This window comes from Pirellulales bacterium, assembly GCA_033762255.1.
Classification (GTDB): domain Bacteria; phylum Planctomycetota; class Planctomycetia; order Pirellulales; family JALHPA01; genus JANRLT01.
Map to the genome: position 1 here is coordinate 69,710 of JANRLT010000006.1, position 12,577 is coordinate 82,286.

Genomic DNA, 12,577 nt, shown 5'->3' on the forward strand with positions numbered 1-12,577 from the left:
TTTACTTACTTTTACTACGGTAAGATTATGCTCTTGCGCACACCTTGGTTGGCGGGATTGTTTGCGGCGACGCTGCTCTTTAACCAGGGGTTTCGCGTTTTGCACGCAGCAGACTCCCCCGCCACACCCAAAGTTGATCGCCAGCCATTAAAAGTGCTGTTAATCGCCGGTGGCTGCTGCCACGATTACACCGAACAGGTCAAAATCCTCAGCGAGGGGATTGCCGCGCGGGCCAATGTGCAAGTGACCGTGCATCTGGATCCCAGCACCGGCACCGATGCGAGGTTTAAGGTTTATGATAGTGAGAATTGGGCCGACGACTATGACGTGGTCATTCACAACGAATGTAACGCCGATGTCAAGGACCCCCAATTTACCCAGCGCATTTTAAAGCCCCATCACGCGGGCAAACCGGCGGTGGTGATCCACTGCGCCATGCACTGTTACCGCGACGGCACCGACGAATGGTTCAAGTTTTTGGGCGTGACGTCGCGTGGGCACGGCGCGCATTACCCCTTTACCGTGGTTAATTTGGCGCGGGACAACCCCATCATGGCCAAATTTGGCAAGGAATGGAAAACGCCCAAGGGAGAGCTGTACCATATCGAAAAAGTGTGGGATACGGCGACTGTGCTAGCCCATGCGGAACGTGAAGGGGACGGGCCGAATAAGACGCTGGACGCCACGATCTGGACCAACCAGTATGGCCAGGGGCGGGTCTTTGGGACGACGGTCGGCCATTATAACGAAGAAATGTCCGATCCGGTGTTTCTGGATTATGTGACGCGGGGGCTATTGTGGTCCTGCGACAAACTGAACGACGATTATCTGAAAACCGCCGCGGCAGCGGGGCCAGAACAAGATCAAATCGGGGTAAAATCCCCGGGGAGTGCTGCGGATGCGCCCCAACCAACCCCCGCGCCGGAGGGCGCTTCCGGCGAAAATGTCGCGGTCGCAACCCCGCTGGATCTGACTCCCCATGAAGCAACGATCACCCCCAAAGAAGAACTTCTCAAAGGAATCAAAATTCCCGCCGGATTTAGCGCGCGACTGTTTGCCGCGCCCCCGCGTGTGGGTTACCCCGTGGGGTTGTGTGTCGCGCCGAATGGGGATGTGTATGTGGCGGTCGATGAGAATAGCTCGATTGACCGCGAACCGAACCGGGGTAGGATTCTCCGCTGCCGCGATACCAATAAGGACAACGTGGCGGATGATATTACCACGTTTGCCACGCTCGATTCCCCGCGGGGGTTATTCCATGACGGCGCGCGGTTGTATGTCATGCATCCACCGACGCTGTCGGTTTTGACCGATGAAAATGGGGACGGCGTCAGCGACAAACAACAGGCGCTGGTCGAGGGATTGGGTTTTGACCTGAAGTTTCGCGGAGCCGACCACACCACGAATCAACTGCAGATGGGTAGCGATGGCCGGTTGTATATCGCGGTGGGGGATTACGGTTTTACCGCGGCCAAGGATCGTTCAGGTAGAAAACTAGCCCTGCGCGGCGGAGGGATTGTGCGCGTCGGGACGGATGGCACCGGCCTAGAGATCGTCTCGCGCGGGCAGCGCAATATTTACGATGTGGCGGTCTCGCCCATGCTGGAACTTTTTACCCGCGACAACACCAACGACGGCGGCGGCTGGGATGTTCGGCTGACGCACGTGCTGCCCGGCGCGCAGTGCGGCTATCCGTCGCTGTTTACGAACTTTTCAGCGGAAATCTGGCAGCCCCTGGCGGTTTATGGGGGCGGGTCGCCATGCGGGTCATATTTTATTGACGAGCCGTTGCTGCCGGGAGAAGTGGGCCGGACGCTGTTGACCTGTGATTGGGGGCGAAACTTTGTGTATCGCCACCCGCTGACACCCGCGGGGGGGAGTTATGTCGCCCAACAGGCGGAGTTGTTTGAGCTACCGCGGCCGGTAGACATTGACTATGACGGCGCGGGGCGGTTCTTTGTCGCCAGTTGGAAGGACGGAGGCTTTACCTTTAGCAACGAAAACGTCGGCTATGTGGTCTGTATCCAACATGACGCCACGGCAAAAAACTCCCTGCCGCACGATCCCGCCCAGCAAGATATAGAAACGCTCATCGCCGATCTGCAAAGCGAAAGCCACCGCCGTCGCCTCTTTGCCCAATGCGAACTGCAGCGGCGTCTCTTCCCCCTCTCCCCCCGGGAGAGGGATCCTGTGGCGGACATCACCAACACCAAAAATCCCGCCATGATGCTGGCCAATACCGAACGTGCCAAAATACTTACGACCTTGCGGGAATATTTCTTTGATAAAAATATTCCCGCGCCGGGCCGTTTGGCCATCTGGCCCTTGCTGGCTCGGGATCTGCGCGACGCGGGCGAACCCGAGCAGCGGGATTTTATCAATCGCTTGACCCATCAACTCTTGGCCAATCACGATCCGCTTAGCCCGTTTATCGCACAGATATTGATCCAGCACCCTTTTGCCGAACATGAATTAGCCCCGCAAGCCTTGCGGCAAATGCTGGCCGATGCCGATCCCCGCGTCCGGTTAAACGCCGTCAGTTATGCGGCTGGTTTGCCGATCTCTCGGTTGCTATTAACCATGCTGGTCAAACGCCTGGCCGATGAGGATCCCGCCGTCGCACATCTGGCGGAGCGGACGCTATTACAGTTGGGGGGTAATCTGTCCTCCATTCGCGGTTTTGAGCATCCCTTTAACACCTCCACGCAAAATCCCGAATTTTTAACCGGACTGATCGCCACACTGGGGACGGGCCTAACCGACGACCAACCCCGGATCGTCGCCGCCACCGCCCGCATCCTGGGTCAAATTCCCCTCGCCGCCGCCGTGCGGGAACTCACCACGGTTGCCAAATCCTCGCGGGCGACCGACACGCAGCGCGCGGCGGCATTGGCCGGGCTGTGCCGGGCGTACTTTACCGATAAACAAGCCGGCGAGTGGTGGGGGACCCGCCCCGACACCAGTGGGCCGATGTACGATCCGGCAAAATGGTCGGAAAGCGACGCTATCGGCAAAACACTGACTGAACTGCTGGCCGCCGCCGAGGGGGACGCGCGGGGAGCGATCTTACGTGAGCTGATGCGACACAAGATTGACCTGCCCGAGTTTTTGCCCGCCGCGCGGCGGTTTGCCCGCCAAAATGCGATCTTTCGGGCGGAGCTTGTCCGATACTTTCAGCGGCGGGAACCGGCGGAAGAAGACCGGCTGATGTTAAAGGTGGTGGCCATCGATCCCCAGACGCCGCCGGAATTGCGGGCGCTGGCGCTATCGATCTTGTGGCAGCCGGATCCGGGGAAAGAAAGTTTCAGCGATGGGCTTTCCGCGCTGGCCGCGATCCACCAAGGAGGAGTGGCCGTTGAGCAAATCACTCATTTTGAGAACGAACAATACAACGACAATCGCTGGCGGCGGCACGTGGGGGAATTGACCAAATTGCTTGCCGAGAGCCAGGTGCCAGAGGAGCGCGCGATCCTCGTGCAGCTCTTAACGGCGGCGGCCCGGGGCAAGGAAGAACAGGGAGCTGAGCGCGAACGCTGGATGGCCGCGCAAGGGGAGGTGCGCGCGGCGTTGCGATCGGAAACCTTGGCAACGATGGCCCTGGCCGCCATCGCGCGGCAAGAGGCGCGGGAATTTGCCGAGGATGTCCGCGCTTGCTGCAAATCCCCCGACCAGGCCATTCGCGCCGCGGCGGAGAAAGCCGCCCTGGCCCTGCGGCTAGATCTGGCCGCGGAAAGCAGCGACCAACCGCGAATCGGCCCGCTCAAAGTAGAAGATGTCCTGGCCGCGGCCCTCAAACTACCCGGCGACCCCGCCCGGGGAGAAACGCATTTTACCCGCCAACAATGCGTCAACTGCCACACCGTAAAAAAGGCCGACTCGCCCAAGGGACCCTACCTGGGCGATATTGCCAAGCGTTACAAGCGGGCGGAATTGCTGGAAAGCATTCTCAAACCGAGCGCGAAGATCGCGCAAGGGTTTGAGACGCAGTATTTTGAGCTGGCGGACGGCCTGACGCACGAGGGGTTTGTGGTGCGGGAATCGGCGACGGAGGTGGAGATTCGCAATAGCAAGGGGGAACAGTTTATCTTGCCCAAGGAAGAGATTGCCAGTCGCGTCAAGCGTGAGCAATCTGTCATGCCCCAAGGAGTGGTGGACCAACTGACCGTAGAGGAACTGGCGTCGTTGGTGGCGTATTTGGAAGGGCTGATGGGAGAGTGAGGGGGCGGGGGAAGTTAGAAGTATGAATGAAGAATGAAGAATGGGGTGGCGGGGGGCAGCTCTAGCGGAGCGCAATCTTTATAGCTGGCGACAACCCTGCCTAACATTTTTTAATCCAATTTTTCATTCTTCAATGATCCCCATTCGACGCCAGGCAAAGAAAGCCGCCGATGGCATCGGCGGAACGCGATTCTAGCGAGGCGGGAATCCGGATTTGTTTAGCCGCGACGCGCAGCGGAGCGCGGTGTATTTGGTTGGCTGGCATTTGGCGTTAGGTTACCTGCGCAGTTCCGGAGGAGCGACATCTTTCTAGCCAACGTATTCTATCCTAATTCCTTTCTTGAATTTTCATTTTAAATGACCCGGGTCAGCGCGCAGAGGTGTGCTGACGGGAAGAACCATAAAGCATAATCATGCGGGGGCAGTGGATGAATCATCGTCTTCAATGAATTCCACGAATTCATCCAGGTGCTGAAAGGCAAATTTTTCGATTTGATTGGCAAACTCCGTATCACTAACTTCTGATTCAACGGGTTGCATGAGTTCCAGGTAGACATCCCCGGCATCCGGGTTCAATTCATACTGCTCATTGCAATCAACAGCATAGGCATGCCTGTCCGCGTGGTACTTGCCAACGACTAGCGTTAAAGAGGCTTGTAATTCCCGGTCATCGACAGCATAGCTAGAGTCAAAATAGTGCGACAAACCTCCGCCACAGGTCAAATTGTGATAGGTTAGCACATGTCGGAGCGCACGTTGTATGGGACTCATATCATTAAGCTGAACCGAGGAGTGAACGCAATTGATAACAGCGTTCCACACAATCCAAGGAGTTTTAGCGGATTCACTACGTAAAACTTTGATGCGCTTAACCATGATGATTCTACATATTGGGGATTAACGGTTTGCGATGTAAATTAGGACCACGGTTGCGGCATAAATTAAGCGCGAACGCAAAAAATAAGGGGCGCACGATAAATAACTTCCCGGTGAAAACACCCCAAATATCGTGCTAGCAGGCATTCGGAGTATCATAATCCGGGTCCTTATTTTTCGAGCGATCCTAAAATACTTGCTTTAATAATTGTTCGGCGACCTAGTTCCTAGGCCGCTAACCAATTCGGCAACAGAGTTGCCTCCTACATATTGCCTTCTCCGTGCGCCTGGGTGTCTTCTCCGTTCCTCCGTGATAAATGCATTTTCCGGTCACGCGGGCCCGCGCTCCAAGGCTAACCAAATTTCTCGCTCCCGCAACTCGCATCCCGCCGATGCCATCGGCGGCTTTGTGACGCACATTGCCGAAGCTAGACAAATACCAGCAATCAAACACCAAACATAACTGCGGCAATGAAGTCGCATTCAAAAAATTCAATAAACCACTGCGCACATTATCCTCAATCGTTCAAGACCACTTATAAACATGCCCTGAGTATCGCAAGTGCATGTTCCGTGAATTCTGATGGCGCGGAGGAAATATATTTGGCTTGTCGGGCCTGATAGTCCACGGACTTTGCTTGTTCAATCACGGCAAAGCCTGTCAATGTTGTGTCCTGCGGCACAGCTAAATGAAATGGAATACCTCGATCCGTATTTGTCAAAGGGCAAACAATGGCCATGCCTGTCGCTTTATTAAAGGCAGAATTGCTCAGAGTCAGTGCGGGACGACGCCCGCGCTGTTCGTGGCCGGCTTGTGGGTCAAAACTGATCGAAATAAAGTCTCCTTGTGCGGGTGTATAAACCGCCATCACCAAACTTCCTTTCCTTGGGGTGGACCAAACTCTTCCTCATTCACCTGAAAGTTGGTTGGCATCTTGTTCAGCAAGGATTCCAGATCAATATTTGCTGGCGGCAGGGTGGTCGAATTCAACGGAACGACAACATACACGGTTGCGTTTTCAGGTAAAGCGGCGTTACCGATCAAGCGGACTTGCCCATTCCGCACAATTCCTTCAAACGTTGTTACAGGCATGTTTGACTTTCCATAAAATCCAGAAAGGTATCTCATTTGAAAATTTATTATAAATCTAGCAATGATTGAGTGATAGTGCCATAGAAACGTGGATTTGGCAACGGTGACGCCTTCTCCAAATTGCCGCCGTAAACAATGTATTCAATGGTCCCGCATGTCCGCGCTGCGCATACTACCAAAAACCAGTTTCCAAAAAAAACTCCACCTTATAAAGGGCTCGCTGAGGCTCGACTCCTGCCTCCCACCTCCCGTCTCCCCGCCTCTCGTCTCCCGCCACCTCCCCCTCACGCAAATACCTCTTCCACCACCCGCCCCGCGATCGCCAAGGGACGCTGCTGCGCGTCCCGCACTTCAGTTTCCGGCGACAGGCCCAGGGCCGCGAACATGGTCGCCGCCAAGTCGTCTGGGCGGACCGGGTCGCTGGCGGGATACGCCCCGTCCTTGTCGCTGCTGCCGTATACAAAACCGCGCTTGGTTCCCCCGCCCGCCAAGAGCGCCGTGTAACACTGCGGCCAATGGTCCCGGCTGGCCTGCCCATTCAGCTTGGGCGTGCGGCCAAACTCACCCACCCAGACGACCAGTGTGTCGTCCAGCAGCCCCTGTTCCCGCAGGTCGGTCAAAAAAACCGGCAGCGTCTGGTCCAGCAGCGGCAGGTGGAATTTTTCGATAATGGGATACATGTGTGTGTTATTAAAGCCGTGCGTGTCCCAGCCCCCTTCTTTGGTGCTTTGACCGCCGATCCCCTGGGCAAAGTAAACATTGATAAATTTCACGCCCGCCTGGACCAAGCGGCGGGCCAGGAGCAGGCTCTGGCCATAGGTGGTGCGGCCGTAGCGGTCGCGCATGGCGGCGGATTCGCTGGAGAGGTCAAACGCCCGCTTGACGGCGTCATTAGTGATGAGCGCCAGGGCCTTGGCATAGGTTTCGTCCATGTTCTTGGCCGCGGTCGATTGCTCGCGCAGACGCAACTGATCGTCAATGAGAGCTTGCAGCGCGCGGCGGTCCCGTAGCCGCTCAACCGACACATCGGAAGGCAGGCTCAATTCCGGCAGGCGAAAATCAGCCCCGTTGGGGTCTTCGGTCACCAATAGCGGATCGTGCCGCTTGCCCAGAAAGCTGGCGTGCTGTCCGGGAGAGACGGAGCCATCGCTAATCACATGCGGCAGCGCGGCAAACGTGGGGACGCCCGGCGCGTTGGGGGACAGATGATCGACGATGGAGCCGTACGCGGGAAATAGCTCGATGGTGTCCCGCAGACGGATGTCGTCCACCGGCGGAGCCTTGCCCGTCAGGGCGTAGTACGCGGCGGAGTTATGGTTTTTCATGGTGTGGGTCATGCTTTTGATCAGCGTGACCTGGTCCATGATCTTGGCCATGTTGGGCAATTTGTCACAAACAGGCATTCCCGGCACGACGCTGGACATCGGGCGAAATTGCCCGCGAATGCCGTCCGGCGCATCGGGCTTCATGTCGAATGTTTCAAACTGCGTGGGCCCCCCCCATTGAAATAGAAACACCACGCTTTTGGCGGTGGGCTTGCGGGCGGGGAGGGGTTCCATGGCCCGGGCGGTGCCGGGAGTCAATAGGCCCGAGGAAGTTATTCCCGCAGGCAAAAAATGCTGCATCGTCAGGCCCAGCATCCCCAGGCCACCGATCTGCAGCGCCCGACGCCGCGAAAGCCGCAATTGGCGGAGAGTGGCGGCGTGCTGGAAAGTAACCGGCAAATCCCCAGCGGACTGGGATAAGTGGTTAAACCCAGAAAGGTTATCATCAGGAGTCATAAGCGCGGATTCTCCTGCGGGAATGGAGGGGATATGGGATTTTGCGAGCTACTGTTGTCTTGGGGAGGTTAACCGTTATGTGAATTGCCGTAGGTCAAAACTTCTTCCACCTGCCGTTTACTAACATCGGGAAATCATTCCACAAGGTCATGCACCGTGGCTCCCGTCTCTAAATTCTCAAAGAGTGCCACCGGGACGCGCGTCCCGCTAACCACCCAAGCGCCACTGTAAATGGCGGGATTTTGGGTGACCGCGGGGCAGTGGGACCAGTTAAACATGAAGTCACCTTTTTTTAGCTGTATTCCTTAAATCCTACGGCGCGTATGGATTATCCGATAGCGGCTTGCGAAATTGCGGTGGTGTGGGTGGTGGGGGCGGGGTAGTATCAATCAGATCCAGATCGGTCAATAGGGCCACTTCGCCGGGTGGGGAAATCGGAACCGCATAGTTTGACGCGCTAACTAAGATGATGATCAGGCCCAGTACCATAAAGCCCAACGTCGTAAATGTCCCATATAAGCTAGCATAGTCGCGGTGCATTCCTTGCAAGTGAAAAATCACCCCGGCAATGATCCCCGCGGCAAATGACAAAAAGGGTAAGGCAAACAAAATCCCGCCAAAAACGCGGGCCGTTGTCCCCACCAACTGTTTGGTACGCGAGAGTTTGAACTTGCCGTTAATGATGACCAGCAAGCCCATGACTAGGGGTATTCCCAAAAAGGCATACAGAATCATCGCGCCCCCCGCGTGAAAAGATGTGGCAAATTTATGAAAAAAATTGCTTGTTAAATGAGTGCGGGAGTGGAACAGGGGATAAACCTACGCCCAATCGCGGCCGCTGGCTTTTTTGATGCGGCGTTCGTAATCGCCGATCAGGCCGCCGACCACATCCCAGCGGTCGGGGCGGCGGACTTCGATATCGCCTTGCAGGTTGATCCGGACGAGGCAATTTTCGGTCAGGCCAGCGGCCTGCAGTTCCTCGGGCGAGACCTCGCCGGGAGTCAGGATGGACATGAGCGATTTGCCAGAAAGTTCGATAAAACGCATGGTGGTGGTCGTGCTGGAGTGAGTAAAATCCTTGCCCGGCTAGACTTAGCTTAGATTACTACGGTTTGCCGGGTCAAGCAAGCAGTGGGGGGGCGGAATGGGGTTTGTCGTGGACTTGTTACTATGAATTTACAGAGATTCCCGCGGTCGGACTGTATCCTGGAATAGTAGGTGTAAGAATTATCCGTTCCGTGGTCCTTCGAGAGTTGCCAAATTGGCAAATCATAGCAAACTTTTTCTAGGAGATTTGTGATGCACTATGTATGGCGCAGTTTGGCCGTGGGGAGTTTTCTGCTTGCTAGTGGAGTGGTCTTTTGGCAGGCGGCCGCCGCGGAAAATGAGAATCCGGTGGATCAACCGAATATGGACAGGGCAAAAAAAGAAAACAGGGCAGATACGGACGACAGTGCCGACAATCCGCCGCTAACCACTCAACAACAAACGGAGCTACTAAGCGAACAGACAAGCCAGTCGATTGTCGATCGGATCTCGCAGCGCGCAAAAAATTTGGTGCGGGTGACGGATGCTCCTTACAGCATCGATTGGAAAGTGGCGCAATTATGCAGAGAGCCCACGCCCCAAGAACTACCGCTGGAAAATCCGCATCGCGCACATTGGATTCACGTCCACGTGAATGCGCTGGCGGAAAAACCGATCCAAACGGGCACGGGAGTCTACCCACCCGGCAGCCTCATCATCAAAGAAAAATTTGCGGGTACATTACCCTGGGCTCAACCGGCTCCCCGGAATGAGGCGAATTTGCAAAATGCTCCAGCCAGTCGCAAAGAGCGCCTCAAAACCCCCGAACTCTTCACCGCCATGCTCAAGCGCGAGCCGGGCTACAACCCCGACTGCGGCGACTGGGAGTTCTTGGTCATCGACGGCCGGGCCACACAGGTCCTCGCCCGTGGCAAAATCGAATCCTGCATGGACTGCCATAAAGACTATAAAGGGACCGACTATGTCACGCGGGCGTATCTGCCGGCGGTCACAGAAAATAAACCCCCGCAATAATCCCACTTCGACTGGCTACCCCGCGACGCATTCTCTCACCGGGTAGCCAACAGCGCTGCCCGCCCCCCAAAAATCATTGCACGGCCTGCCACGGTTGCTTTGGCAAGAATGTCGCTCCGTAGGATCGCCATCGTTATAGAAGTAGTGTTTTGTCAACGATTCGTTTTCGGATGAGCCGTAGGGCGCTAGCCCACGGTTTGAGCGGCAAAAACCGTGGGCTAACGCCCAGCGGCTGATCTGCCTAACTCGAATCTTTAACTGTGACAAAGCACCAGTGTTCATGAGCAGTATTTATCCCTCGGGGTCGGGAGTCGTGGGCAGTGCAAACGTCTTTGGCTAAGCAGCCTGATACGCCCAGGACTCCTGTCCCCCTCATGGTTGTCAGGCCGGAGGGGGACGGGAATCCTTGGCGGCAATCCTGTGCAAATGACAGCGCCATCCGCGTTCAAAGCTTGGTTCTGCCGACTGAGCGCGTCAGTAGCTCTCAAATAACCGCGAAACATTCCCGTTTACATCAATGAACAGGTAAATGCTACCCATATCGCCAAACACGGCACAGTTGTCGTCGCCGTAGATTCCATTATTGTTGAAATCAAGTCCAAGCGGGTCGCGCTGGTTTACCCAAGGGTACGGCGCGTATGGAGCGGCTTGAATTGAACCAAGTTGGCAGAGGAAATAATTGTCTGTATCCGCGCCACCTTGAATGAAGTGTGGTAGCCCACCGATTTTTGTACCGTTTAAGATCGGCAGATTGTAGTTTTGCGACACAGCTAATTTGTGGGCAGCATCTCCAGCATCAGGGTAATCGGCTGAGCGGTGGATAGTGCCGTAGAATGAACCAGAAGAACCGATGGCGGAAGGAACGATTAGGTTTTTGGCGGGACTAATGTCCGCCGACATCCAGTGAAAGGAGAGACCATCCTCACACCAGAGCCAATCTTCCTTTGAATCGGTGAGAAGCAAGAGCACCGTACCCGGCAGATTGTCGCCGATGATGTCTATCGAGTCGGCGAAATTAAATTGAGCAAGAAAGTGACACGGGGAACCATCCGGTGCGCTGGGCCACTCTTGATCGGCGGGCCAAAACGGACGGCCACCGACCTTCGTACATGATGGATCATCAGGTTCGCCCTTGCCAAACACGAAAATATCGGTGGGAAACGCCTCGCCAATACGAAGATTATGTCGTTTCCGGAGTGTTTCGACCGAGTACAGATCCCACACGCTAGTGACTAGTTCGCCAGTCAGCTTCTCTGCGGCAGCATATGCGGCGAACGCCTTTGCGGCCGCAGCCATATCGAGTTCGGGATGTGCTTTGGAAGACTTTTTGACGATCATCATGGTGGTCCGTTACGGCAGAACATCTAGTATTCAGATGCCTGTAAATTACCAAACTCACCATATTCTGTCTAAACCATGCTCGTAGTCAAGAGTTTTCTACTAAATCCTGGTCTCTCCTTTTGTATGCTTTCTAGCTAAACGCAGCACGGCTAGCAATTTGTGAAGGCACCCAGCATTTATGGGTTATTTTCGCATGACGCAACCGCGTTGCGGTAGAAATACAGCGGCGGAACACGTTCCGCCCTACGGGGCTATCGGAAGAAGGGGAGGGGGCGAATTCAAAAGCAGGAATGTCGAAAGCAGAATTTCACCGCGTAGCGGTTTCGTATCGTAGCCGTGGGTGTCAACCCACGGTTTGGATAAGCCAGAAAAGTCTAGCCGCGTAGCGGCGAAGTCGTTTTTGGTTGGCGTTTATTTGTGGCTAGGAGAAGGTACATCCGTCACCGCAATGAATGTAGCAGGCACCGTCCCCGGTGCCGTGTCATTCCGTCGCCGCTGCGCGGCTCTGCATCCTGCCCATGCTGCGATCCGGGGGTTTGCACCCCGGCTAGCATCTTGACGCCGCTGCGCGGCTAACCGAGTTATTTTGCTTACCCCGGGTAGTCGCTGCGCGGCAACCCGGGGCTAAGTGCTGTAACCGCTGCGCGGTAGGAAGGCATTCAACCAAAAACTAAATGCCATCCACCAAAAACTAGCAGACACGCGCTCCGCTGCGCGTCGCGGCTTACCAAATTCTTGTACGGCGACGAAACGTCGCCGCTACGGGAGGATCGGCGAGTACAACTTGCCAGCTACGAAGAATACGGCGACGAAACGTCGCCACTACGGGGAGATCGGCGACGCCGTCTGGATGTCTTCTCCGTGCTCCTCGGTATTTTCTTCGTAACTCCGTGATAAACGAATTATCCGGGTCTCTCAATTCTCGCTCCACGTGGCGGCTAAACAAATACTAGAAGTGCAGCGGCGGAACACGTTTCGCCCTCCGAGACTCAATTTTGTTACGTCACCCGTTGCCGCCAGTAATCTGGCAAATTCCGCAAAACGATGCTGGCGAATTTGGGCTTTATGCGCAATCTTCCTCATTTGATTTTGCATTACCCGGCCAATTTGCTTGAAATTAGGCCACGCCCTCTGGTAAAATAAGGGGAGGAAAATCGAATTGCCATGCGGTAAATCGGTTTTCGCCATACAACCGCTACCAGGATAG

At 55.5% G+C, this 12,577-nt stretch carries 11 protein-coding genes; 2 read left to right on the forward strand and 9 right to left on the reverse strand.

The annotated features are described in order from the left end of the window. Window positions 1-27: 27 nt before the first annotated feature. Window positions 28-4,218 (forward strand): ThuA domain-containing protein, encoded by a 4,191-nt coding sequence (locus SFX18_00970; GenBank protein MDX1961690.1) that lies wholly within the window; start codon window positions 28-30, stop codon window positions 4,216-4,218. A 411-nt stretch (window positions 4,219-4,629) separates the two neighbouring features. On the opposite strand, the gene SFX18_00975 is transcribed toward SFX18_00970, so the two are convergent. From SFX18_00975 to SFX18_01005, 7 genes are all read right to left on the reverse strand, one after another. Beyond that, on the reverse strand, window positions 4,630-5,094 hold the full coding sequence (locus SFX18_00975) for a hypothetical protein (GenBank protein MDX1961691.1): 465 nt from the start codon (window positions 5,092-5,094) through the stop codon (window positions 4,630-4,632). A 536-nt stretch (window positions 5,095-5,630) separates the two neighbouring features. After that, a complete protein-coding gene (locus SFX18_00980) occupies window positions 5,631-5,963 on the reverse strand; it encodes a type II toxin-antitoxin system PemK/MazF family toxin (GenBank protein ID MDX1961692.1) in 333 nt (110 codons plus the stop codon). Further along, the gene (locus SFX18_00985; protein ID MDX1961693.1) at window positions 5,963-6,187 is read right to left on the reverse strand and encodes a hypothetical protein; all 225 of its coding nucleotides are present in this window, start codon (window positions 6,185-6,187) and stop codon (window positions 5,963-5,965) included. The genes SFX18_00980 and SFX18_00985 overlap by 1 nt, the downstream gene beginning before the upstream one ends. 284 nt (window positions 6,188-6,471) lie before the next feature. Continuing rightward, entirely contained in the window at window positions 6,472-7,968 is a 1,497-nt protein-coding gene (locus tag SFX18_00990; GenBank protein MDX1961694.1) for a DUF1501 domain-containing protein, read from the reverse strand. 134 nt (window positions 7,969-8,102) lie between these two features. Beyond that, the gene (locus SFX18_00995) at window positions 8,103-8,246 is read right to left on the reverse strand and encodes a DUF433 domain-containing protein (protein MDX1961695.1); all 144 of its coding nucleotides are present in this window, start codon (window positions 8,244-8,246) and stop codon (window positions 8,103-8,105) included. 34 nt (window positions 8,247-8,280) lie between these two features. Continuing rightward, window positions 8,281-8,703, reverse strand: a complete 423-nt coding sequence (locus tag SFX18_01000; protein MDX1961696.1) for a hypothetical protein — start codon at window positions 8,701-8,703, stop codon at window positions 8,281-8,283. Between the two features lie 84 nt (window positions 8,704-8,787). After that, complete coding sequence (locus SFX18_01005; GenBank protein MDX1961697.1) at window positions 8,788-9,015, reverse strand: hypothetical protein; 228 nt, start codon at window positions 9,013-9,015, stop codon at window positions 8,788-8,790. Window positions 9,016-9,267: 252 nt separating this feature from the next. Here SFX18_01005 and SFX18_01010 point away from each other — a divergent pair, with 252 nt between their 5' ends. After that, a complete protein-coding gene (locus SFX18_01010; GenBank protein MDX1961698.1) occupies window positions 9,268-10,029 on the forward strand; it encodes a cytochrome P460 family protein in 762 nt (253 codons plus the stop codon). Window positions 10,030-10,503: 474 nt separating this feature from the next. Here SFX18_01010 and SFX18_01015 read toward each other — a convergent pair whose 3' ends face one another. Next, complete coding sequence (locus SFX18_01015) at window positions 10,504-11,370, reverse strand: DUF1963 domain-containing protein (protein ID MDX1961699.1); 867 nt, start codon at window positions 11,368-11,370, stop codon at window positions 10,504-10,506. A gap of 915 nt (window positions 11,371-12,285) precedes the next feature. Continuing rightward, window positions 12,286-12,558 (reverse strand): hypothetical protein, encoded by a 273-nt coding sequence (locus SFX18_01020; GenBank protein ID MDX1961700.1) that lies wholly within the window; start codon window positions 12,556-12,558, stop codon window positions 12,286-12,288. Window positions 12,559-12,577 lie beyond the last annotated feature (19 nt).

Bases quoted from the DNA above. Each gene is read 5' to 3' on its own strand.
- SFX18_00970 (MDX1961690.1), top strand. From the start codon at position 28: ATGCTCTTGCGCACACCTTGGTTGGCGGGATTGTTTGCGGCGACGCTG.
- SFX18_00975 (MDX1961691.1), bottom strand. From the start codon at position 5,094: ATGGTTAAGCGCATCAAAGTTTTACGTAGTGAATCCGCTAAAACTCCT.
- SFX18_00980 (MDX1961692.1), bottom strand. From the start codon at position 5,963: ATGGCGGTTTATACACCCGCACAAGGAGACTTTATTTCGATCAGTTTT.
- SFX18_00985 (MDX1961693.1), bottom strand. From the start codon at position 6,187: ATGCCTGTAACAACGTTTGAAGGAATTGTGCGGAATGGGCAAGTCCGC.
- SFX18_00990 (MDX1961694.1), bottom strand. From the start codon at position 7,968: ATGACTCCTGATGATAACCTTTCTGGGTTTAACCACTTATCCCAGTCC.
- SFX18_00995 (MDX1961695.1), bottom strand. From the start codon at position 8,246: ATGTTTAACTGGTCCCACTGCCCCGCGGTCACCCAAAATCCCGCCATT.
- SFX18_01000 (MDX1961696.1), bottom strand. From the start codon at position 8,703: ATGATTCTGTATGCCTTTTTGGGAATACCCCTAGTCATGGGCTTGCTG.
- SFX18_01005 (MDX1961697.1), bottom strand. From the start codon at position 9,015: ATGCGTTTTATCGAACTTTCTGGCAAATCGCTCATGTCCATCCTGACT.
- SFX18_01010 (MDX1961698.1), top strand. From the start codon at position 9,268: ATGCACTATGTATGGCGCAGTTTGGCCGTGGGGAGTTTTCTGCTTGCT.
- SFX18_01015 (MDX1961699.1), bottom strand. From the start codon at position 11,370: ATGATGATCGTCAAAAAGTCTTCCAAAGCACATCCCGAACTCGATATG.
- SFX18_01020 (MDX1961700.1), bottom strand. From the start codon at position 12,558: ATGGCGAAAACCGATTTACCGCATGGCAATTCGATTTTCCTCCCCTTA.